This is a genomic window from Mycobacterium sp. E802 (assembly GCF_001666875.1).
Taxonomy (GTDB): Bacteria; Actinomycetota; Actinomycetes; order Mycobacteriales; family Mycobacteriaceae; genus Mycobacterium.
The window spans coordinates 1-21,384 of sequence record NZ_LZJD01000015.1; the positions used below are offsets into that span (position 1 = coordinate 1).

21 protein-coding genes are annotated in these 21,384 nt (G+C 64.2%); 8 read left to right on the forward strand and 13 right to left on the reverse strand.

Annotated features, from left to right (window positions below; translation table 11 throughout):
- Positions 1-537: 537 nt before the first annotated feature.
- On the reverse strand, positions 538-1,143 hold the full coding sequence (locus A5699_RS02220) for a TetR/AcrR family transcriptional regulator (protein WP_067764728.1): 606 nt from the start codon (positions 1,141-1,143) through the stop codon (positions 538-540).
- 191 nt (positions 1,144-1,334) lie between these two features.
- Here A5699_RS02220 and A5699_RS02225 point away from each other — a divergent pair, with 191 nt between their 5' ends.
- The 3 genes from A5699_RS02225 (at position 1,335) to A5699_RS02235 (ending at position 3,699) form a co-directional block, all read left to right on the forward strand.
- Positions 1,335-2,630 carry a cytochrome P450 gene (locus A5699_RS02225; protein WP_067765037.1) on the forward strand — a complete coding sequence of 432 codons (1,296 nt, stop codon included), beginning with the start codon at positions 1,335-1,337 and terminating at the stop codon, positions 2,628-2,630.
- A 193-nt stretch (positions 2,631-2,823) separates the two neighbouring features.
- Positions 2,824-3,267 (forward strand): hypothetical protein, encoded by a 444-nt coding sequence (locus A5699_RS02230; protein WP_157561047.1) that lies wholly within the window; start codon positions 2,824-2,826, stop codon positions 3,265-3,267.
- A gap of 3 nt (positions 3,268-3,270) precedes the next feature.
- Complete coding sequence (locus A5699_RS02235; RefSeq protein WP_067764732.1) at positions 3,271-3,699, forward strand: hypothetical protein; 429 nt, start codon at positions 3,271-3,273, stop codon at positions 3,697-3,699.
- Positions 3,700-3,769: 70 nt separating this feature from the next.
- Here A5699_RS02235 and A5699_RS29790 read toward each other — a convergent pair whose 3' ends face one another.
- On the reverse strand, positions 3,770-4,159 hold the full coding sequence (locus tag A5699_RS29790; RefSeq protein WP_082957538.1) for a hypothetical protein: 390 nt from the start codon (positions 4,157-4,159) through the stop codon (positions 3,770-3,772).
- A 196-nt stretch (positions 4,160-4,355) separates the two neighbouring features.
- Here A5699_RS29790 and A5699_RS02240 point away from each other — a divergent pair, with 196 nt between their 5' ends.
- Positions 4,356-4,862: a hypothetical protein gene (locus A5699_RS02240; RefSeq protein WP_082957533.1), complete on the forward strand. Its 507-nt coding sequence runs from the start codon at positions 4,356-4,358 to the stop codon at positions 4,860-4,862.
- An 81-nt stretch (positions 4,863-4,943) separates the two neighbouring features.
- Here A5699_RS02240 and A5699_RS02245 read toward each other — a convergent pair whose 3' ends face one another.
- The 11 genes from A5699_RS02245 to A5699_RS02295 all read right to left on the reverse strand — a co-directional run bounded on the left by A5699_RS02245 (position 4,944) and on the right by A5699_RS02295 (position 17,824).
- Positions 4,944-6,656: an MCE family protein gene (locus tag A5699_RS02245; RefSeq protein WP_067764734.1), complete on the reverse strand. Its 1,713-nt coding sequence runs from the start codon at positions 6,654-6,656 to the stop codon at positions 4,944-4,946.
- Entirely contained in the window at positions 6,657-8,027 is a 1,371-nt protein-coding gene (locus A5699_RS02250) for an MCE family protein (RefSeq protein ID WP_067764736.1), read from the reverse strand.
- Positions 8,024-9,517 carry an MCE family protein gene (locus A5699_RS02255; RefSeq protein WP_067764739.1) on the reverse strand — a complete coding sequence of 498 codons (1,494 nt, stop codon included), beginning with the start codon at positions 9,515-9,517 and terminating at the stop codon, positions 8,024-8,026. Before A5699_RS02255 ends, A5699_RS02250 begins: the two co-directional genes overlap by 4 nt.
- Positions 9,517-10,602: an MCE family protein gene (locus tag A5699_RS02260; protein WP_067764743.1), complete on the reverse strand. Its 1,086-nt coding sequence runs from the start codon at positions 10,600-10,602 to the stop codon at positions 9,517-9,519. Before A5699_RS02260 ends, A5699_RS02255 begins: the two co-directional genes overlap by 1 nt.
- On the reverse strand, positions 10,602-11,627 hold the full coding sequence (locus A5699_RS02265) for an MCE family protein (RefSeq protein ID WP_067764745.1): 1,026 nt from the start codon (positions 11,625-11,627) through the stop codon (positions 10,602-10,604). Before A5699_RS02265 ends, A5699_RS02260 begins: the two co-directional genes overlap by 1 nt.
- Positions 11,624-12,898: an MCE family protein gene (locus A5699_RS02270; protein ID WP_067764747.1), complete on the reverse strand. Its 1,275-nt coding sequence runs from the start codon at positions 12,896-12,898 to the stop codon at positions 11,624-11,626. The genes A5699_RS02265 and A5699_RS02270 overlap by 4 nt, the downstream gene beginning before the upstream one ends.
- Before the next feature lie 9 nt (positions 12,899-12,907).
- Positions 12,908-13,765 carry an ABC transporter permease gene (locus A5699_RS02275; RefSeq protein WP_067764749.1) on the reverse strand — a complete coding sequence of 286 codons (858 nt, stop codon included), beginning with the start codon at positions 13,763-13,765 and terminating at the stop codon, positions 12,908-12,910.
- 9 nt (positions 13,766-13,774) lie between these two features.
- On the reverse strand, positions 13,775-14,572 hold the full coding sequence (locus A5699_RS02280) for an ABC transporter permease (RefSeq protein WP_067764752.1): 798 nt from the start codon (positions 14,570-14,572) through the stop codon (positions 13,775-13,777).
- A 126-nt stretch (positions 14,573-14,698) separates the two neighbouring features.
- A complete protein-coding gene (locus A5699_RS02285) occupies positions 14,699-14,863 on the reverse strand; it encodes a hypothetical protein (protein ID WP_157561049.1) in 165 nt (54 codons plus the stop codon).
- A gap of 274 nt (positions 14,864-15,137) precedes the next feature.
- On the reverse strand, positions 15,138-16,355 hold the full coding sequence (locus A5699_RS02290) for a CaiB/BaiF CoA-transferase family protein (RefSeq protein ID WP_082957534.1): 1,218 nt from the start codon (positions 16,353-16,355) through the stop codon (positions 15,138-15,140).
- Entirely contained in the window at positions 16,352-17,824 is a 1,473-nt protein-coding gene (locus tag A5699_RS02295; RefSeq protein WP_067765046.1) for an aldehyde dehydrogenase family protein, read from the reverse strand. The genes A5699_RS02290 and A5699_RS02295 overlap by 4 nt, the downstream gene beginning before the upstream one ends.
- A 266-nt stretch (positions 17,825-18,090) precedes the next feature.
- On the opposite strand from A5699_RS02295, the gene A5699_RS02300 reads away from it, so the two are divergent.
- From A5699_RS02300 to A5699_RS02315, 4 genes are read left to right on the forward strand one after another with little or no spacing between them, the layout of a single operon-like run.
- On the forward strand, positions 18,091-18,792 hold the full coding sequence (locus A5699_RS02300; RefSeq protein ID WP_067764756.1) for an SDR family NAD(P)-dependent oxidoreductase: 702 nt from the start codon (positions 18,091-18,093) through the stop codon (positions 18,790-18,792).
- A gap of 42 nt (positions 18,793-18,834) precedes the next feature.
- The gene (locus A5699_RS02305; protein ID WP_067764759.1) at positions 18,835-19,710 is read left to right on the forward strand and encodes a mycofactocin-coupled SDR family oxidoreductase; all 876 of its coding nucleotides are present in this window, start codon (positions 18,835-18,837) and stop codon (positions 19,708-19,710) included.
- Positions 19,711-19,744: 34 nt separating this feature from the next.
- Entirely contained in the window at positions 19,745-19,939 is a 195-nt protein-coding gene (locus A5699_RS02310) for a ferredoxin (protein ID WP_067764761.1), read from the forward strand.
- A gap of 30 nt (positions 19,940-19,969) precedes the next feature.
- The gene (locus A5699_RS02315) at positions 19,970-21,334 is read left to right on the forward strand and encodes a cytochrome P450 (RefSeq protein WP_067764763.1); all 1,365 of its coding nucleotides are present in this window, start codon (positions 19,970-19,972) and stop codon (positions 21,332-21,334) included.
- Positions 21,335-21,384 lie beyond the last annotated feature (50 nt).

The window sequence follows — 21,384 nt, forward strand, 5'->3', positions numbered from 1 at the left end:
AACGTCGAGGTCAAAACCATTCTCGACGCGCTGGCATCCGAGAAATCAAGGCACTAAGGCAAATGACCCAACTCGGGAGCCCCCGTGGCCCGAGGATGCATGGGAACGCGGCGTTGAGAAGATGCTGGCCTCGGGCAGCACGGAATTCACGCTGTTCGAACCGTGGCACCTGGCAGCCCCACCCATTGTGGACTTTCTCGATTCGACCAGGAACAGCTGATCGGCGCTCGTTGACGCACCTCGGAATCCTGCAAGGGCAGTTTGAGCGACAACCCGCGGGCAACTCCGTGCTACCCGAATCGTAGGTTACCTGCAGGCGACAGGTGGCACCCGTTTGTCCGGTTCCGATCGAACTCACCTCGACCGTGCGTACGGCGACTCGCCCCGCTTGTGTCTGCCGAGCCGGTCAGGACGGCGACGAGCCACGCGGGTACGACGTTGAAAATACGGCTCTACGATCTGGAAATGCTGCTTCCACCTCGGGGACCGTCCGTGTGGGCACAGTTGGGCCATCGGCGGCCCGCGGGGGAAGTGCGCTCAGGCCGGCAGTTCCAGCGGCTGGGGCTCGCCTTCCAGACGGCGCAGCCAGTCCTCACAGAACTGCAGCACCTCGGTGTGCCCCGCGGACATGCCCAGCGCCTGTTCCATCACCATCACCCGCGACACGCTGGCCGCCATGAACGTCCAGACGACCGGCGGTACCTCCGAGGCGTCGATGCCGTAACTGCCCAGGGCCGCCGTCATCGCCTTCGTCTGCTCGTCACGGAACATCTCGGAGTAGCGCGCGATCTCGGACCGCAATGCCTTGCGATGGTTGGCCATTCCCATGATCTCCATGGTCAGGCGCGTCGCACTGGGGTCGATACCCAGACGCCACAACGCCCAGAGCGGCTGCGGCGACTTCAGGGCCCGAGCCTGGATCGCCAAACCCTCCTCGGCACGCCGGACGAAGACCGCGAGAAACAGATCGTCCATCGTGCGGAAGTAGTAGTGCACCAACTGGGGTTTGAGACCGGCCCGCTCGGCCACCCGGCGGGACGTCACCGCAACGTATCCCTCTTCGACCATCAGCTGTTCGGCGGCGTCGAGCAATACGATCCGATTCTTCGCGTCCGGCGCCCCGATTCTTCGCGCCGATGCCATACCCGGTCCTCCTCACGGACTTTCCCCGACGACGTCGGAGCGATCGTAACCGCCGCTCCGCCAGGTGATCTTGACCCCGACTCTAGCGTCATGCTAAGCAGGTGCTCAGCAATTTTCGAAAATTCTTCGCGCGGTGCAGCCCGTCGCGAAACCACCGCAGCGCATCTCGATTTCGGAAGGCAGTGCACACGATGACCGACACCGGCACAACCGATTACGACACCGTCGACTATTTCACCGACCAGTCGCTGGTGCCAGATCCGCACCCGTACTTCGACCACCTGCGCAGCAAGTGTCCGGTGGTGACGGAGCCGAACTACGGCGTCATGGCGATCACCGGGTTCGAGGAGGCCACCACGGTCCTCAAGGACACCGACACCTACTCGTCCTGCATCGCGGTGGCCGGCCCGTTCCCGCCGCTGCCCTTCACCCCGGAGGGCGACGACATCACCGATCAGATTGCCGCGCACCGGTCACAGATGCCGATGTTCGAGCACATGGTCACGATGGACCCGCCCGAGCACACGGATGCCCGTTCCCTGCTCAACCGCCTGCTCACGCCGAAGCGGTTGAAGGAGAACGAGGACTTCATGTGGCGGCTGGCCGACCAGTGCCTCGATGATTTCATCGCCGACGGCAAGTGCGAGTTCCTCAGCGCCTACGCGAAGCCCTTCTCGCTGCTGGTGATCGCCGACATGCTCGGCGTGCCGGAGGAAGACCACGAGGAATTCCGCACGGTGCTGGGCGCACCGCGGCCGGGTGCCAATGTCGGCTCGCTGGACCACACCGACCTGGTCAGCGAGAACCCCCTGGAATGGCTTGACGAGAAGTTCATCCGGTACCTCGAAGACCGGCGCAAAGAGCCCCGCGACGACGTGCTGACGGCACTGGCCACCGCGAACTATCCGGACGGTTCCGTCCCACCGGTCATCGAGGTGGTGCGGTCGGCCACCTTCTTGTTCGCCGCCGGCCAGGAGACCACCACCAAGCTGCTCTCGGCGTCACTGCGGGTGCTCGGCGACCGCCCGGACATCCAGCAGGCCCTGCGCGACGACCGCAGCCGCATCCCGGTCTTCGTCGAAGAGGCATTGCGGATGGACGCCCCGGTCAAGAGCCAGTTCCGGCTGGCCAAGAAGAACACCAAGCTCGGTGACATCGACGTCCCCGCCGGCACCACCATGATGGTCTGCCCGGGTGCGGTGAACCGCGACCCAGAGCGATTCGAGGACCCGCACACCTTCAGCCTGGATCGCAAGAACGTGCGTGAGCACATCGCGTTCGGCCGTGGCGTGCACAGCTGCCCGGGCGGCCCGCTGGCCCGCGTCGAGGGCCGGGTGTCGCTCGAGCGGATCTTGGACCGGATGGCCGACATCGCCATCGACGAAGAATTCCACGGCCCGGCCGACGACCGTCGCTACACCTACGAGCCGACGTTCATCCTGCGTGGCCTGACCGACCTGCACATCACGTTCAAGCCGACGCGCTGAGCCATCTCGCACGACGAATAGCATCCTCGGCCCGAGCGGCCGAGGATGCTATTCTCTGCGCGAGAGAATCTTGCTCTCATAGTTGAGTGCGAGATTCCGATTCTGGCTCGAACAGGACGCGATCAGTTCTATAGTCAGCCGAACAGCTGAATCCTGGAGGGACGCGGTGAAATCCGGCTTGCTAAGCACTGTCATGGGTGTCGTCCTGGCATCGGCGACGATCACGGTGGCCCCGCCGGCATCGGCGTCGATGCCGTTCGGCAACTATGAATTACACATCCCCGACCGCCGGGATTTTCACACTTGGGTGATGGCGGCCCTTGCCCCGTGTCGTGGCGAGAACAACTCGAAACGGCACGACTGTCTCAACGTCGGGCTCATCCCCCGGCCGGTCGCCAAGGCCGCGCAGCCCACGGGTGACGCCAACCTGGTCGACGGTCGCTACACGTTTACCGTCGATGATCCCTTCGGACTGCGCTGTGGCGACATCTATTACGGTCCCACCATCCCGACCCACGACGTCTACAGCTGGGACGCCAACACCTTGGCCGGGGAGATGGTTTCGACCTTCGACGTCGGATGCGACAACGCTCCCGGCGGTTCCTTCACCTACCCGTTCACGCTCACGAGGATGTGACCGATGCGGCCTGAATCAGCCCTCGCCACAGCCGCCACCGCGCTGACGTTGCTCGGCGGGGGGTTGGCGACCGCAGCCCCGGCTGTAGCTGACGACCCGATCTTGCACCACGTCCGTTACACCGTGACGGCAGACGCTCCATTCTGGACCACCATCTACTACCGCGACGTCGACCCACCCAGCTGGTCCGACTACAGCCACAACCCTTACGAGTTCAGCCCCCGCGCCGATGCGGACGTCGGGCCGAACCAGCCGTGGGTACACGACACCACTCTGGCCGATCCGAATTCGTGGGCGATGGTCACTGTGCAGAGCGGCGACGCACCGAACATCGCCCCTCCGACCTTCCACTGCACGCTTGAGGTCGACGGCACGGTCGTCAGCACCAACAGCGGCAACAAGGGCGCTCTGTGCTCGTTACGCAACTGGTGAGCCCAGACCGAACACCAAAACGCCTGAGCCCGCCCCACGGCTCAGGCGTTTTGCGTAGTTATGGAAGAAATCAAGTATCCCCACGGCGCCACAGCACGTCGCCGCTCATCGGAACGCAGGTGAGGAACAGACCGTCCGGAGCCTGAGCAACCATGTTCAGCTCGGTCGGGCAGGGACTGTTCTCATCTCGGATACCCGCCATCGGCGGAGACCGGAACCAGCGTGGCTCATACCGCCGTGGCGAGCCGCAGAACACCAGCCGGCCAGGCCGGATCGAGGGTCCGGCGACCGCAACTCCGAATGCAAAGTAGGTGGTGTTGTCGCAGGGTGCGCCCAGCACCACGTTCGGCCTGATACCCGGCACGCAAAACGCGTCATTACAGGCTTGAGGTCCCGCATTCGCCTGCGGGGCAGCCAACATTCCGGCGACAATAGTCGAAGCAGCCGTCGCCGCTACCATCACACGCACCATGTCACTTTCCCACACTTGAAAACTAAATTCTCGAACTCGGAGAATATTACTTCATTCAGAACACACTGAGTCGCAGGCGGAATCGGGTCACCGTCGACGTCCACCAAATCCGACGGGGCGACTCGCTCGCGACTGATATTCTCCTATTCTGAGAATCGCACTACCCCACCAGAGGAGTTGTTGCATGCCGGCAACCAAGAGGATTGCGGCCGCGGCGGTAGTCGCCTCGGCGACGATGGTCGGCTTCGGCGCAGCACCGGCTGAGGCCCAGGCGGACTGGGGCATCAACGGAACCTTCGCCACATCGGTCAACGGTGATTGGGCGAAAGTCAACGAACGCTACGAGGACCAACCCTCGGAACGTGCTACGTGGACCATAACCACCCAGTGCACCTCGCCTACCGACTGCGCCGGAACGGTGAACAGCGACCAAGGTTGGTCCGCGCCGATCTACACCACAAACGGTCTCTATTACGTCAAGCGGGCGTTGCCAGAGTGGCGGTTCTGCGCCGACGGCACTCCCATCGCGGGTCTCCAGATATACAAGATCTATCCGGTGGGTTTCGACGGCCATTACGACAGCGCTTCCGACGAGTACACCGGTGAGCAGCAGACCACCGGTCCGAGCGGATCTTGTGGCCGCAATCAGTGGCCGGCCATCCGCGCACCGTTCTACATGAAGCAGATCTAGCGGAACTCACTCCGCCAGAACGCAAAACGACACCAGAACCGGCCACAGGCAATGCCTGTGGCCGGTTCTCGTCGAGGCCGGTCAGATCGGCAGCATGTCCTGCCAGGTATCAGCCTTGGCGGCCAGGCCAGTCTGCTTGTAGAGCTTGCCGTCCTGGCCTTGGTACTCACCGGTGCGGGGGTTGTACTTGCTGATGGCCAACGAAGGGCCGGTGGATTCGCCACCGGAATATGCGGCGGGCGCAGCGCCTGGGTCCATCGGCGACCCGGCAGGCGGGCCGTGGGGTACTGGCACTTCCTGCGGGAGATCTGCGGGAGGCACTGGAACGACATTCAGGTCCGGAGCTGGTGCCGGGGCTTGGCCCGGGACCGGAGGTTCGGGGAACGTCACCGGGCCGGGGGGCAGCGCACCCGGGCCCATCGCCGGGAAACTCGGGGGCTGTTGCGGTTGCGGGAGCGGCGCATTGGGTCGCACCGCCACACCCGGCGGGAGCGCTGTCCCGTCAATCGGCCCAAAGGTGTTGTCGTCCACTTCCACTCGTGAGTCCGGTGGAATTCCCTGCGAGACCAAGTTCGGATCAAAGGGGTAGGGGCCGAGGGTGTGCTGACGCTGCGCCAGGGGTTGGAAACCCTTGGGGTCGTTGCACAGTTCCACGGTGGGGGCGCGCTTACCCGGATGCTCCATGCATGGATAGTTACGAGCACCACGCACCGCGATCGGAGAATCCTGCGGCAGTTTGCAATAGATGTTGTCCGGAGTGTCGATGACAGACTCATCGGTCGGCGCCCGCCACGCCGACGGTGGCAGGAATCCGACGGTGCATGAGTTCGGATCGCCTAAGCCCAAGGAGAATTCGCCGTCGGGCATACCCGCCGGGCTGTTGCCCGGCAGATAGGTCTGTGTCTGAGCCACATAGGGCGGGAAGAGAACTAGCACTTGCTCGACCGATGCGTGGTAAGTCACCAGCACCTGGCCGAGGGTGGTCATGTTGGCCAGCAGCACCGGCAGGGTGGGCTTGATCTGATCCAGCAGACGAGAGGTCTCCTGCGCGAAGCCGGGGCCGTTCTGCAGGACCGACCGGAACTGCGGGTCGTCGTTGACCATCTGGCCGGTGATGCCGGCCAGACTGGCGGCCCAGGTACGGATCGAATCACTGGTCTGTGCCTGGGCATCCAGGAACGGACCGGAATCGTCGATCAGCTGGCGGGTCTGGTCGGAAACCTTGTTCGCATCGTTGGTGATGGTCGACGCCGAATCGAGCAGCGAACCGAAGTCGTAGCCCGTGCCGTTGAACGCGTTGTACGACTCGTCGAGCAGCTTGCTAAGCGAATCTTTCGGAATGGTATCCACCAGGGCACTGAGCTGATCCAGCATCGGACCGACCTGCTGAGGCACCTCGGTGTCGTCCCTGCGGATCACCGAACCGTCCTCCAGATACGGACCAGAAGCAGTGCGGGGCAACAGATCCACATACTGCTCCCCCACCGCCGACATGCTGCGGACGGCAGCGTGCAGGTCGGCCGGGACTTTCGGGGAGCGATCCAGCGACAACGTCGCCTCGGCGCCATTCTCGGTCAACTCCACTGCGGTGACTTTGCCGATCTGCGAACCGCGGTAGGTCACGTTGCCGAACTGGTACAGACCACCGGTCGAGGGCAGCTCCATCTTCACCGTGATGCGGCCGATGCCGAGCAGGGTGGGAACCTGCATGTAGGCGAACAACATCACTGCCACACCGACCACTGACGCGATGGCGAACAGAATCAACTGAGTTCGGATGAAACGCGTAAGCATTTATCCGCCACCCCCTGTCGTCGGAGCTGGTGGGGCTGCAGGAGCCGGTCCCGGCGAATTTGACTTAGCTGCATACGGGCCGGCGAAAATCGAGCTCGGCTGGTCCGCAGGCACCGAGGGCGCCGGTGCGCCGCCAGCCACCGAGAGCGGTTGCTGCGGGACCACCGGGAGCACCGGTCCTGCATACGGCGGCGGCGGGCCTGCCGCAGCCGTATCGAGAGGCGCCGACGCCGGTGCCGGCGGGAACGCGTCCGGCGGTGGCGGGGTCACACCCGTCTTGAGCGGGTCGTAGGTGTAGTTCAACCAGGACGGGTCGCCCGGCGCGGGAACCAGTTCGGCGTTCTCCTGCTCCCATCGCGTGCCGAGCATGAAGCTGCGCTTCAACCGCGGGATGGTGAGGTCGATAGTGGCGAACAGGTTGAAGTAGTCACCGCGGATATCCCGGTCGATGAAGCCCTGGGGGAACGGATAATGCGCGGCGAACTCGAGAACGGCGGGCAGTTCCGGTCCCACATCGGCCAGCGCCGCGATCGCCGGTTCCAGGTTGCGCAGGTTGCGCACCAGATCCTCCTGTGACTCGTTGGCCAGCTTGTTGGCCGTGTCACTGAAAGTTCCGAGTTTCTGCAGGGCGGTGGTCAACCGGGGACGTTCCTGGATCAGGACATCCATTGCCGGCGGGATCTTCTCCAGCGCACGGGTGATGACGTCACGCTGACCGGCGAAGGTGGACGCCAACCGGTTCAACGACTGAATCGAGTTCACGATGCTGTCGCGCTGCGTATCGAGCGTTCCGACGAACGTGTCCAACCGGGTGAGCAGGTTGCGGAAGTCGGTGTCACGGCCGTTGAGAGCGGCACTGAAATTGTGGATGATCTCGCCTGCCTGGCCCAATCCGCCACCGTTCACGACGGTAGCGAGCGAGGACAGCGTCTGTTCGGTGGTGGGGTAGGTCGAGGCGTTGTTCAGGGGGATCGTCGACCCCGGTGGCAGGCTGCCTGCCGCCGCCTTGCCGGCCGGCGGTTTGATGGCCAAGTGCATCGAACCCAACAGGCTGGTCTGTCCGATGCTCGCGACCACATTTGCCGGTACCACCACATCCGGTTTCACCGAGAATTCGACGTCTGCATGCCAGTCTCGGACCGACATGCTGCGCACGCTGCCCACGACGACGTCGTTCATCATCACGGGCGAATTCGGTTCCAGCGTCGCCACATTCCCGATCTCGACGTGATAGACGCTGGACTCCGGCCCACGGCCCACCGCACCGGGGAGCGGCAGCGAATTGACGCCCTGGAAAGCGCAACCGCTGACCGTCAGTGCAACGCATGAACTCGCGGCCAGCGACGACCGCAACCGTTTTCCGCTGATCATGCCGGTGGCATCCCTTCTGCCGGAAGCGGCGGTGTATCCGACGGAGCAGGCCCGGCATCAGGGGCCGGTCCGGCCGCCGGCGCCAACGGAGCCTCGGCCGGCAGCGGCCCAGGCGCGACAGCCGCCGGATTGAGCATGTCCCGCAGCGAGGACGGCACATTGGGCTGGACCACCGGCGGCGCACCCGGAAGCATCTGCTGGGCACCCGGGGGCGGTGTGCCCGGGGGACGGCCGGTGAACGGCGGCGGCGGGGTCGGACCGGGCACATAGGCGGACTGCGACGGCGGAATCGGAATATCCGGTGCCTCTGGGCTTCCGCCACCGCCCCCGGGGGCCAGGCCCGGCTCCGAGTAGACAATGTTTTCCGGGTTGGCCGACGGTGCCAGGTACGGCTGAATCGGGAACGGAACGTTGTTGAAGCTCAGCAGTCGCAGGGCGGGGCCGAGATACTGCGCGCACAGTTTGGCGGTCTCGGGTGCGGTCGTGTTCTCTACCGCTCCGATGGCACCGCAGATGAACTGGACCGGGTTGGAGAAGCCGTGCAACACGAACTGGCCCACCGGGCTACCGGTGTCGGGGTTGTAAATGTTGTACGCGTTGACCAATGCGTTGGGCGTTATATGCAGCAGGTTCTCCACGTTGATCTTGTTGTCGACCAGAATCTGCGTCACGTTGGCCAACCGCTGCACCTGCTCAGAAGTCTGGGCGCGGCTGCCCGCGACGAACCGCTGCACCTCGACAACCGCGGTCGACAGTTCGGTCAACGCTGCATCCAGATCTGAGCGGCTACCGTCGATAACGCTGGTCAGCGTCGCCAGTCGATCCTGGAAGGAGACCACCTGAACGTTGCTGTCACGAAGCGCAGTGACGAAGACCTGCAGATTCTTGATGACATCGACGATGTTGCCGCTGCCCTCGGCGAGGATCCGTGCAACCCCCGACAGCTGAGAGATGGTGTCGTGCAACTTCACCCCGTTGCCATCCATGGCATTGGCAGCGCTGTCGATGAAACGTGACATCGAGGTGCCATCCACCCCGCTCTTCGGCCCCAGTTCGGTGGACAGGCGCATTAGCTGCTGTTTGACCTCGTCCCACTCGACCGGGACCGCCGTGTCATCGAGTCCGATGACCGCGCCGTCAGCCATGGCCGGCCCCTCCGACCGATAGGGCGGCGTGAGCTGCACGTAACGAGCGGCGACCAGGTTCGGCGCGACGATGATGGCCTGCGCCTCCGCCGGAATCTGCACACCCCGGTCGACCCCGAGCGTCAGCCGGGTCTGGGTGCCCTCTGGCTCGATCGACTTGACGGTGCCGACCTTCACCCCAGACACCCGGACGTCGTCACCTGGATAGATACCGGTGGCCGAGGTGAACAACGCGGAGATGGTGTTCTGGCCGAAGAACCTCTGCCGCAACAACACTGCGGCCCCGACCACCAGCAGCGCCACCAACGCCACCGCGAGCCACTTACCGAGACGACGACGGTTCATCAGCGCGTACCTCCGGGAATACCGTTGTACGGGAACGGGAATTCCGCTCGCGGCCCTGCGTTGTCGGGCGGTTGTCCGGCATCGACACCGCGCCGGAACCCGAACGCATAGTCCATGAAGGGCTGCAGCGCCGCCTGGCTGATCAAGAGGTTGGGCACGAAGGCGTTGTAGTACGGACCGTTGGCCAGAGTTTCGGCCTGGGCCAGCCAGAACTTCTTCATGTCCGGAAGCATCTTGTTGATGTTGTCGCGGTTCTTCTCCAGGATCTCGGTCACGCGGTTCAACCGTTCCAACGTCGGCGCCAATTCCTGTTCGTTGTCGGCGACCAATCCGGTCAGTTGCCGGGATACCGCGGCGGTGTTGGCCAACAGGTCCACAATCGCCTGGCGTCGGTCGTTCAGTACGCCGAGCAGATCATTGGCGTTGAGAATCAAGGTGTTCAGCTGCTGACTGCGTTGCGAGAGCACACCTGTGATGTCGGCAGCGCTCTTGAGCAGACTGGACAGACTCTCGTTTCGACCGTTGATCGACTTGGACAGCCGACTCAGACCGTCGAAGGTCGGCCCGAGCTTCGGCGCCAGCTGGTCGATGGTCGCCGACAGGGTGTCCAGCGACTGGTTCAGCGACGCGGTGTCGGTACCGGCGGTATTGGTGGTCAACTCGCTGACCGCATCGGTCAGCGAGTACGGCGACGAAGTCCGCGAGGTCGGGATGACGTCGGTTGACCGGAGCGTTCCACTGCCATCGGACTCCAAGGTGAGCACGCGCTCACCCAGCAGGGACCCGGTGCGGATGTGCGCGGTGGTCAGTGACCCCAGCGAGTACTTGCCCTCGGTGGTAAAGGTGATGAGCGCGTCACCGTTCTGCAACGAGATACCGGTGACCGAGCCGACTTTGATTCCCGAGATGGTCACATCGTTGCCGACGGAAATGCCGCCGGCCTCGGTGAACAGCGCCTGGTGACGCACGGAGCTGGCCCACTGCGTCAAACGCTCGGGCTGTAGTCCGACGGCGATCACCAACACCATCAGCACAGTGCCGATGAAGCCGGCCTTGATCAGGTTAGATTCGCGGTACTTAAGCATCAGGGCTCTGCGCACCTCCCGCCTTCTTGTTTGATCCAGGGGAAGACTGCGGTCCGACCCTGAAGATCACTGACGCGCAAGTTGATTCCGCATACGTAGTACATGATCCAGCTGCCGTATGCCCCGAGTCGCGCCATCTTGCGGTAGTTGTCCGGGCCCTTATGCAGACCTCGATCAAGGACAGCTTTGTTGTCATCGAGCAGTGGTGCGAGTCGATTGAGCTGATCGACGGTGCCGGCCAGCGGCGGGCGCGCCTGCGTGAGCAGGCTGGCCATCGATGCGGTGCCGTTGTCGATGGACGTGATCGCTTTTCCGATCGGATCACGGTCCTCGGACAGACCGCTCACCAACTTCTCCAACCTATCGATGGTGGCCGAGAACTTGTCGCCGTCTTTGTTCAGCGTGCCGACCACGACGTTGAGGTTGTCGATGAGCTGCTGGATGATCTCGTTGTTGTCACCAAGAGTGTTGGAGAACGACGAGGTCTTGCCCATCAGCGAATCCAGGGTGTCCCCCTGGCCCTGAAAGATGTTAATCAGCGAAGAGGTCAGCGCGTTGACGTCCTGTGGATTGAGTCCCTGGATCACCGGACGCAGGCCTCCGAGCAGCAGATCCAGATCCAGAGCGCTCTGGGTCCGGTCCACGGGGATCTGGGAACCAACTGCCAACAGTCGGGTCGAGTCTGGCGTGTCGAGCAATTCCAGGTAACGGTCGCCCACAAGGTTGAGATACCGCACGGCGGCATTGGTTCCGGTGGTCAATGCGACGTTGCGGTCGGTGTCGAACTCGACCAACACCGACTTGTCCGGTTGCAGCGACACACTTTTGACCGTGCCGACCCGAACGCCGGCGACACGCACGGAATCGCCGGACTCCAGTCGAGAGGCATCCTTGAATACCGCCGAGTAGGTGGAGTAACTGCCACCGCGGTACTCCGAGAACGTCATGAACAGGAACGCGGTGAGTACCGCCATCACGACGGCGAACGCGCCGAACTTCAGCAATGTGCTTCTGCCGCGTTTCATCCCGGTTGTCCGATCTGTGCGGTGTTGCGCGGCGGACCATCCAGCGGACCGAACAGCAACTGCTTGAGGCCGTCGGAGTTGAGCAGGATGCCCTGGTTGCCGTACTGCCAGGGGTTGGCATTGGTGTCGGTGACAAGGTATTTCGCCCGATTGCCGAAGCCCACGTTGGGCAGCCCCATGCAGTGTGGTCCACCCTTGGCCGCGACCTTGGGTAGGTTCTGCGGATAGCGGTAGCGCTCCACACCGAGAGTGAACGCCAACTGGACGACGATGCCCGGATCCATTGCCGGCGGTTGGTTTTTGACCGTGATCATGCCTTGTAGCGCGCACCTGAGCGCCGGCGAGTACTCGTTGAGCAGATCGGTAGTCGGTACCAGCAGGTTCAAAGTCTTACTCAGCGCCGGTTGGTTGCTGCCGATGACATCGTTACCGACGTCGGCCAGACCGATCATGCTGACCAGAAAGCCGTCGAGATTCTTCTGCTCGTCGACGATGGTGTCGCTGAGCTTGTTGGTGTTGTCGACGGTTTTGAGCAGGTCCGGAGCGGCATCGCCGTAGGCGTCGGACACCGCAGCCATGGCATCGATGTCACGAGACAGGTTCGGCAGGCTCGGCTCCAGCTTGTCCAGCAGAGCCTCGAAGTCGGTGACGGTCTGGCCCATTTTCTCGCCGCGTCCGGAGAAGGCCGACGAGATGGCCCCAAGGGTTTCGTTCAGCTTCACCGGGTCGATCTTGTCGAGCACCCGCGTGAGCTGCTGGAAGACCGTGTTGATCTCGACGGTGACGTGGTCACCCTGGAGCACCCGCCCCGCCTCGATGGTGCCTTCTGGATTGCTCGGGGGCACCAGGTCGACGAACTTGGCGCCGAACACCGTCGAGGACGCGATGTCGGCGGTGACGTTCGCCGGGATCAGGCGGAGTTGAGAAGGGTTCATCTCCAAGTGCAGCGCAGCCCTGCCGTCCGGCAGAGACTCGATCTTCCCGACTTTCCCTACCTGGACGCCACGCATCTTGACCTTGGCATCCGGGTTCATCACGAGGCCCGCCCGATCGGAAATCAGGGTCAACGGGACGGTCTTGGTGAAGCTCCCCCGGAAAAGCGCGACGGACAGCGCCACGATCAGGCCGATCACGACGACGGTCGCCAGGCCGGCCAATGGTCTGGTCGACCCGCGGGCGCCGAAGCTGCGGCCGGGACGCGCCGCCACGGGCGCTGCGGTACTTGTGGTTTCGGACCGGTGAGCCGGACCGGGACCAACGTTTCGTGTCAACTCTTCTCCCTAACCCGACAGGTTGAAGTTTCCGTTGGAGCCGTAGACCGACAGTGACACCAGCAGGGTCACCGAGACCACGACGATCAGCGAGGTACGGACGGCGTTGCCGACGGCCACTCCCACACCGGACGGTCCGCCCGAGGCGAAGTATCCGAAGTAGGTGTGGATCAGCAGGATCGTGAGCGCCATCAGGATCGCCTGGAGGAAAGACCACAGCAGGTCGATCGGATTGAGGAATGTATCGAAGTAGTGGTTGTAGAGGCCACCGGACTGTCCGAGCAACACCACGGTGGTGAACTGCGACGCCAGGAACGACAGGATCACCGCGATCGCATAGAGCGGCGTGATGGCGATCATGCCGGCCACGATGCGGGTGGACACCAGGTACTCGACGGGCCGGATGGCCATGGCTTCCAGCGCGTCGATCTCCTCGTTGATGCGCATCGCCCCCAGCTGGGCGGTAACGCCGGCACCGAAGGTGGCGGCCAGGCCGATACCGGCCACCACCGGCGCGGCGATGCGCACGTTGATGAACGCCGACAAGAACCCGGTCAACGCCTCGATGCCGATGTTGCCCAGTGACGAATAGCCCTGGATGGCGAGCACGCCGCCGGTGGCCAGGGTCAGGAACCCGACGATCACCACGGTGCCGCCGATCATCGCCAATGTGCCTGCGCCCATCGAGATCTCGGCGATCAGCCGGATCAGTTCCTTGCGGTAGTGCATGGCCGCGTGCGGGGTGCCGGCCAGCGCCTTGAGATAGAACAGCGTGTGATCGCCGATCCGGCCGAGCGTCGACACCGGCTTGCTGAACTGCCGGGTCACCCGCGGATAGTTCGTCCTCAGGATCGTCATTGTGCCCATGTTCGCCGCCTATCCCGACGTCATCCGGATACCGATGGCCGTGACGACCACATTGATCACGAACAGCGCCATGAAGGCGTACACCACGGTCTCGTTCACCGCGTTGCCCACCGCCTTGGCGCCGCCGCCGGTGATCGTCAGCCCGCGGTAGCAGGCCACCATGCCGGCGATCAGCCCGAACAGTGCAGCTTTCACGCACGAGATGATCACCTCGGGCACACCGGTCAGCAGCGTGATACCGGCCGCGAACGCGCCGGGGTTCACGTCCTGGATGAACACCGAGAACACGTAGCCGCCGAGGATGCCGATGATCACCACCAGGCTGTTGAGCAGCAGCGCCACCAGGCCCGAAGCCAGGATGCGCGGGGTGACCAGGCGCTGGACCGGGTTGATGCCCAGCACCTCCATCGCGTCGATCTCTTCGCGGATGGTGCGGGAACCGAGGTCGGCGCACATCGCCGTGGCGCCGGCGCCGGCCACGATCAACACCGTCACCATCGGCCCCAGCTGGGTCACCGCGCCGAACGCCGCACCCGCGCCCGACAGATCAGCCGCACCCAATTCCCGCAACAGGATGTTCAAGGTGAAGCTCACCAGAACGGTGAACGGAATCGCCACCAGCAGCGTCGGCGCCATCGACACCCGGGCCACAAACCAGCACTGTTCCAAGAACTCCCGTCCCTGGAACGGCCTCTTGAAAATGAACCGGATGGCGTCCAGCGACATCGCGAACAGGGCACCGACGGCCTGCATCGGACCCGACAGGTTCCGTGCCAGCGATACGCCGGTCGACCATTTATCTGCCATTGGCGAGTGGTCCCTCCAGGCTTGTGGCTGCGGACACCGCAGTCGGTGCGCCGATGTTAGGTGCTCCAGTGCGCGGGTGCTCGAACGGGTCGATTACATGCGTGCTGACCTCTGGCCCGAGCCGGGTCATGCCGCAACCTCCGACTCAGCGCGTACCAACCGGACGGACGGGAAGGCGAAGCCGCCGATATCAACCGAGGCATGCTGAGCCGCAACAACTTTCAGATACAAAGCCGCTCGGGATGCGGTGGGGCCGCCCTGGATCGGCAAATACGGGGTACGTTCGGACATCTGACGCACCTCCCGCTTTCTCTGGAACATCTTCACATCACCGGACCTACCGGTGATGCCGGACAGACTTGTCCATTCGACCGCCCCCCGACTGACCGATGCTATCGGACTCGGCAGTCCTCGCGAGGGCAAATACCGCAGAACTTGCTCAGCTGGTTGACAATTCGGGCGCAGCCCGTCGACCACCGGTAGCGGATGACCGTGGGCTGCGCGGCAGGCAGCCCACGGCGAGCGGTTTCCGGTGGAGGCGACGATGGACATGGCGACGACGAACTTAGGTGACGGCGCCGGCGGTCTTGAGTTCGATGATGCGATCCCAGTCCAGGCCGAGTTCTACCAGGATGTCGTCGGTTTGTTCGGCGAATCCCGGTGCCGGGCCGGTGCTCGGCGCCGCGACGTCGAATTGCACCGGGTTGGCCACCAACTCGAGTTGGCCGGCCTGCACCAGGTATTCGTTGGCCCGGATCTGGGCGTCCTGAGCGGCCTGCAGCGTGTCCTGCACCGGAGCCCACGGACCGGCCAGCGTGGCAAATCGCTCACTCCACTCTGGCAAAGTCCGCTTCTTCATCGCCTCGGTGAGGATCTCGACCGCGTCGGGCGTGTGCTCGGCGAACGATTCGGCAGTGGCGAATCGCGGATCGTCGATGTAATGCTCCAGGTCCATGTGCCGGCAGACGTCGGCCCAGAACTTGGTCGGTTGCATCATCACGAACGAGATGTAGCGGTCGTCGGCCGTCCCGTACAACCCGACCAGGGGGTTGATCGGCGAGCCGTGGACACCCGGTGGCGGGGTCACCATCAGCTGGTTCAGATGCTGGGTCAGGGCCACGGTGTGGCCCATCGACCACAGGCCACTGCCGAGCAGCGAGACGTCGACGATCGACGGCTCACCGCTGCGCTCGCGCTTGAGCAGCGCGGCGGCGATGCCACCGGCCAGGTTGGTTCCGGAGATGGTGTCGCCGTAGGCCGGCCCGGGGGGCGCGATCATTCCCGGCATACCGGCCGGGGTGATCGTCGCGGCGGTTCCGGCCCGGCACCAGAAGGCGGTCATGTCGTAGCCGCCCTTGACCGATTCCTCACCGCGGGGACCCAACGCACTGCCCCGGGCGTAGATGATGTTCGGGTTGACGGCGCGGATGTCGTCGACGTCGATGCCGAACTTCTGCCGGTGCCCCGGCAGGAAGCTGGTGAGGAACACGTCGGCCTTCTTTGCCAGTTCCAGCAGGATCTCGCGACCCTCGGGCACCGACATGTCCAGACCGATGCTGCGCTTGCCCCGGTTGGCGTGCTCGATGTTCGGGTTGGGATCGCCCTCGACCTTGAGTGGCCCGGTCTGTCGTAACCCGCGCTGCGGGTCGCCGGTCACCGCGTGCTCGACCTTGATGACGTCGGCGCCCCACTCCCCCAGCACGGCACCGGCCGAAGGAACGAAGCCGTACATCGCCACCTCGAGGACCCGAATGCCGGCCAGCGGGCCGTTACCAGCGCTCATGACAACACCCGGGCGAATGTCTTGGTTTCCATGAACTCCTCGAGTCCTGCCGCACCCATCTCGCGACCGATGCCGGACTGCTTGTAACCGCCGAACGGGCTGTCCGGGCTGAAGTAGTTTCCGCCGTTGATGGAGAACGTCCCGGTCCGGATCCGGCGGGCCACGGCCAGCGCCCGGTCCTCGCTGCCGAACACCGCGCCGGACAGCCCGTAGATCGAGTTGTTCGCGATGCGCACCGCGTCGTCGTCGTCTTCGTAGGCGATCACCGCCAGCACGGGCCCGAAGACCTCGTCCTGGGCGATCTCACTGTCCGGATCGACATCGGCCAGCAGGGTGGGCGTGTAGAAGAAGCCGGGGTCGACCTTCTCGCCGCCGGTCACCAACGTCGCGCCGGCCTCGACCGCGCGCTTGACCATGCCGTCGACCTTGTCGCGCTGCTTCTCGCTGATGAGCGGACCCATGTAGGTCTTGGGATCGGTGGGGTCGCCATACCGGACCATCGCGAAGTTGTTCTTGATCAACTCGACGATCTCGTCCTTGTGTTTGGCCGGCACCAGCAGGCGCGAGGTCAGGGCGCAGCCCTGACCGGCGTGGGTGACCATGCTGAATGCCGAGAACAGCGCGGCGCTGTTGAAGTCGGCATCGTCGAGGACGATCGCGGCCGACTTGCCGCCGAGTTCCAGGAACACCTTCTTCAAGGTCTCGCTGGCGGCGGCCATGATGCGTCGGCCGGTCGGGGTGGAACCGGTGAAGGTGACCATGTCGACATCGGGGCTCGTGGTCAGCACCGCGCCGACTTCCGGGTCGGCACCCGACAGTACGTTGACGACGCCGGCCGGGATGTCGGTGTGATTGGCGATGATCTCGCCCAGCGCGAGCGTGATCAGCGGGGTGTCGGGGGCGGACTTGAGCACCACGGTGCAGCCGGCGGCCAGTGCCGGCGCCAGCTTGGCCAGCGCCAGCTGGTTCGGATAGTTGTAGGCGATGATCGCCGCGACGACGCCGCCGGCTTCCTTCTCCACCCACCGGTGGTGCTGCATGCCGCGACTCTCGATGTTCCCGAGGTCTTCGGTCAGCGGGTAGGTCTTGAGCAGGTCCGCGTAGTACCGCACGATGTCGATCGGCCCGTCCAGTTGCGCACCGGCACACAACGCGGCGGTGGCGCCCACCTCGGTGGTGGTCAGCGCGGCGAGTTCATCGCGGTGCTCGACGAGCGCGGCGTGCAGTTGATCCAGGCAACGGATGCGTAGTTCGGTGTTGGTGGACCAGTCGGTGTTGTCGAACGCCTGGCGAGCCGCAGCGACCGCAGCCTCGGCATCGGCCACCGTGGCATCCGGCGCATGGCCGAACACCTCACCGGTCGCCGGGTTGACGGAAGGAAACGTCCGCGGCGTCTCGCGCAGCTCTCCGCCGATCAACAACTTCCGGTCAGCCCGCTGTTCTTCCGCGATGGTGGGCGCTTCCTGCATCATCCTCCTCAGGGGATTCCCTAGTGTGATGGAAACTGCATTCTCATCACCGGCGAATCATACATTCGCGCGATGAGAACTCAAGTGAAAGATAGATTGGCTAGTCATGCCCCATTCGGTGCAGATCAGGCCCCTGAGCCGCGGGTGTGCAGGTTGTACACAGATCTTGCGGTTCACACCAGTCCGAGAGTACGGTTCTCATAATCGGAAGGATGATTCTTGAGCCATGAGAAAGCCCGGCACCGCCCGGCGACCGGAGAACTGTCATGAAGAATGCCGTCGTCACCGGAGGAAGTTCAGGCATCGGCGCGGCCATCGCCGCCCGCTTGCGCGCTGACGGTCTCCATGTCGCGACCCTTGATCTGCAGGCCACCGACGACGAGTTCGCACACGTCGCCGATGTGACCGACCGTGCGGCCGTCGACTCCGCGCTCGACGCCATCCGCGCTCAGCTCGGTCCCATCTCGGTGTTGGTCAACGCCGCCGGCCTCGACTGCTTCAAGCGCTTCAGTGACGTCTCGTTCGAGAAGTGGCAGCAGATCATCGACGTCAACCTCAACGGCGTCTTCCACTGTGTGCAGGCGGTACTGCCCGACATGCTCGAGGCGGGCTGGGGTCGCATCGTCAACATCTCCTCGTCGAGCACACATTCGGGCCAGCCCTTCATGTCGCCGTACGTCGCGGCCAAGTCCGCGGTGAACGGTCTGACCAAGAGCCTGGCGCTGGAACTCGGCCCCAGCGGCATCACGGTCAACGCCGTGCCCCCGGGCTTCATCGACACCCCCATGTTGCGCAAGGCCGAAGGCAAGGGCTTCCTCGGCGACACGGACAAGCAGATCGAGCAGACCCCGGTGCGCCGCATGGGCAAGCCCGAGGACATCGCCGCGGCCTGCGCCTTCTTCATCTCCGAGGAAGCCGGCTACATCACCGGTCAGATCCTCGGCGTCAACGGCGGTCGTAACACCTGACGCGCACCTGCGCACGACACATCCATCAGCGAAAGGACAATTGTGGGAAGCAGCGTAGAGGGCCGGGTTGCCGGGAAAGTCGCCTTCATCACCGGTGCCGGTCGGGGTCAGGGCCGCAGTCACGCGATCCGGTTGGCCGAAGAGGGCGCCGACATCATCGCCGTCGACATCTGTAAGAACTACGACACCGTCGGCTACACGATGGCGACGGCTGAAGACCTCGAAGAGACCAAGAACTACGTCGAGAAGACCGGCCGGCGCATCGTCACCGCCCAGGCCGACGTCCGTAACGAGGCCGAACTGCGGGCCGCGCTGGACGCCGGTCTTGCCGAATTCGGCAAGGTCGACATCGTCGTGGCCCAGGCCGGCATCGCCGCGATGAAGGGCCAGCCCGCCATGCAGGCCTGGACCGACGGCATCAACACCAACTTCGTCGGCACCATCAACGCCATCCAGGTCGCGCTGCCTCACCTCACCGAGGGCGCGTCGATCATCGCCACCGCGTCGGCCGCGGCCCTGATGGACGCCCACAGCAAGCCCAACCCGGGCGCGGATCCGGGTGGCATGGGGTACATGATCTCCAAGCGCCTCATCTCCGAGTACGTCCACGCCCTGGCCACCGAGTTGGCCGTGCGCGGCATCCGGGCCAACGTCATCCACCCCACCAACTGCAACACCAACATGCTGCAGAGCGAGCCGATGTACCGCTCGTTCCGGCCGGATCTGGAGAACCCGACCCGCGCCGACGCCGAGCCGGTGTTCGGGGTGCAGCAGGCCATGAAGGTCAACTTCATCGAACCCGAGGACATCAGCAACGCGGTGCTGTGGCTGGCCTCCGACGAGGCCCGGTACGTCACCGGCATGCAGCTGCGTGTCGACGCCGGCGGCTACCTCAAGTGGTACGACTACCACGTGTGATGTCGCATCCACTGAACCGAAAGGACTTGGTGTAGTGAAGGTTTCGGTCGACGGCAGCCGCTGTCAGGGCCACACCCTGTGCTCGATGATCGCACCCGATTCGTTCGTCCTCGACGACGTCGACGGTCACGCGTCACCGGTGTCCGAGGTGGTGCCCGCCGATCAGGAGGACGCGGTCCGCGAGGCCGCGCATTCCTGCCCCGAGCAGGCCATTGTCATCGAAGATTGACTCCGACCGATTACCAAGGGAGACAACGCCGTGAGCATCGACGAGAGTGTCGTGCCTGACGACGAGCGCAAGAAGAACAACTACCACTTCGACCGGCACACACCGGAATACCGGCTGCAGTTCGAGAAGATCACCGAGGAGATGCAGTCCCGCTGCCCGATGGCCTGGACTGACACCTACGACGGTCACTGGGTGGCGGCCGACAGCAAGCATGTCTTCGAGTTGGCCCGTTGCCCGGTGGTCTCCAACCATCACGACATCAGCGGTGAGACGCCCTACCAGGGAATCACGATCCCGAAAGCCAGCCGTGCCACCGTCGTCCGCGGCGGCATCCTGGAGATGGACGAGCCCGAGCACAGTGCCTACCGAGGGGCACTGAACCCGTATCTGTCCCCGGCTGCGATCAAGCGCTGGGTACCGTTCGTCGACGAGATCACCCGCGCCGCACTCGATGAGCACATCGAGTCGGGCCGCATCGACTTCGTCGAGCACCTGGCCAACGTGGTGCCCGCGGTATTCACCCTGGCCATGATGGGCATCGAGCTCAAGAAGTGGAACGTCTACAGCGAGCCCACCCACGCCTCGGTGTACACCCCGGAACACTCCCCCGATCGCGAGAAGATCAACGAGCAGCACCGCGAGATGGGCATCGACATCATCAACAACATGATGGAGATCCGGGAGAACCCGCGGCCAGGTCTGGTCAACGCGATGCTGCAGTTGCGCATCGACGGGGAACCGGCGCCCGACATGGAGATCCTGGGCAACCTCGGCCTGGTGATCGGTGGCGGGTTCGACACCACCACCGCGCTCACCGCGCACGCCCTGGAATGGCTGGGCCAGCACCCGGATGAGCGCACCCGGTTGAGCAATGAGCGGGCCACGCTGCTCGACCCGGCCACCGAGGAGTTCCTGCGTTTCTTCACCCCGGCTCCCGGGGACGGACGCACGTTCTCCGACGACGTCGAGGTCGAAGGGCAGCAGTTCAAGCAATACGAGCGGCTGTGGCTGTCGTGGGCGATGGCCAACCGTGACCCCTCGGTGTTCGAGAAGCCCAACGAGATCATTCTCGACCGAAAGGGCAACCGGCACTTCAGCTTCGGCATCGGCGTGCACCGGTGTGTGGGCTCCAACGTGGCCCGCACGGTGTTCAAGTCGATGCTCACCGCGGTGCTGGACCGGATGCCCGACTATGTGTGCGATCCCGAGGGAACGGTGCACTACGACACCATCGGCGTCATCCAGGGCATGCGCAACCTGCCGGCCACCTTCACCCCGAGCAAGCCGCTCGGCCCGGGTCTCGACGAGACCCTGGAGAAGTTGCAGCGTATCTGCAACGAGCAGGAACTTGCCCGCCCGATCACCGAGCGCAAGGAGGCCGCCGTCATCGACTGATGCGGCTCACCTGTTTTTGCGAGGACGCCTTGCGCGACTGCCGCCTGTTA

Excerpts from the sequence above, each read along its gene's own strand:
- A5699_RS02220 (WP_067764728.1), bottom strand. The coding sequence starts at position 1,143 with ATGGCATCGGCGCGAAGAATCGGGGCGCCGGACGCGAAGAATCGGATC.
- A5699_RS02225 (WP_067765037.1), top strand. The coding sequence starts at position 1,335 with ATGACCGACACCGGCACAACCGATTACGACACCGTCGACTATTTCACC.
- A5699_RS02230 (WP_157561047.1), top strand. The coding sequence starts at position 2,824 with ATGGGTGTCGTCCTGGCATCGGCGACGATCACGGTGGCCCCGCCGGCA.
- A5699_RS02235 (WP_067764732.1), top strand. The coding sequence starts at position 3,271 with ATGCGGCCTGAATCAGCCCTCGCCACAGCCGCCACCGCGCTGACGTTG.
- A5699_RS29790 (WP_082957538.1), bottom strand. The coding sequence starts at position 4,159 with ATGGTAGCGGCGACGGCTGCTTCGACTATTGTCGCCGGAATGTTGGCT.
- A5699_RS02240 (WP_082957533.1), top strand. The coding sequence starts at position 4,356 with ATGCCGGCAACCAAGAGGATTGCGGCCGCGGCGGTAGTCGCCTCGGCG.
- A5699_RS02245 (WP_067764734.1), bottom strand. The coding sequence starts at position 6,656 with ATGCTTACGCGTTTCATCCGAACTCAGTTGATTCTGTTCGCCATCGCG.
- A5699_RS02250 (WP_067764736.1), bottom strand. The coding sequence starts at position 8,027 with ATGATCAGCGGAAAACGGTTGCGGTCGTCGCTGGCCGCGAGTTCATGC.
- A5699_RS02255 (WP_067764739.1), bottom strand. The coding sequence starts at position 9,517 with ATGAACCGTCGTCGTCTCGGTAAGTGGCTCGCGGTGGCGTTGGTGGCG.
- A5699_RS02260 (WP_067764743.1), bottom strand. The coding sequence starts at position 10,602 with ATGCTTAAGTACCGCGAATCTAACCTGATCAAGGCCGGCTTCATCGGC.
- A5699_RS02265 (WP_067764745.1), bottom strand. The coding sequence starts at position 11,627 with ATGAAACGCGGCAGAAGCACATTGCTGAAGTTCGGCGCGTTCGCCGTC.
- A5699_RS02275 (WP_067764749.1), bottom strand. The coding sequence starts at position 13,765 with ATGGGCACAATGACGATCCTGAGGACGAACTATCCGCGGGTGACCCGG.
- A5699_RS02280 (WP_067764752.1), bottom strand. The coding sequence starts at position 14,572 with ATGGCAGATAAATGGTCGACCGGCGTATCGCTGGCACGGAACCTGTCG.
- A5699_RS02285 (WP_157561049.1), bottom strand. The coding sequence starts at position 14,863 with ATGTCCGAACGTACCCCGTATTTGCCGATCCAGGGCGGCCCCACCGCA.
- A5699_RS02290 (WP_082957534.1), bottom strand. The coding sequence starts at position 16,355 with ATGAGCGCTGGTAACGGCCCGCTGGCCGGCATTCGGGTCCTCGAGGTG.
- A5699_RS02295 (WP_067765046.1), bottom strand. The coding sequence starts at position 17,824 with ATGCAGGAAGCGCCCACCATCGCGGAAGAACAGCGGGCTGACCGGAAG.
- A5699_RS02300 (WP_067764756.1), top strand. The coding sequence starts at position 18,091 with ATGAAGAATGCCGTCGTCACCGGAGGAAGTTCAGGCATCGGCGCGGCC.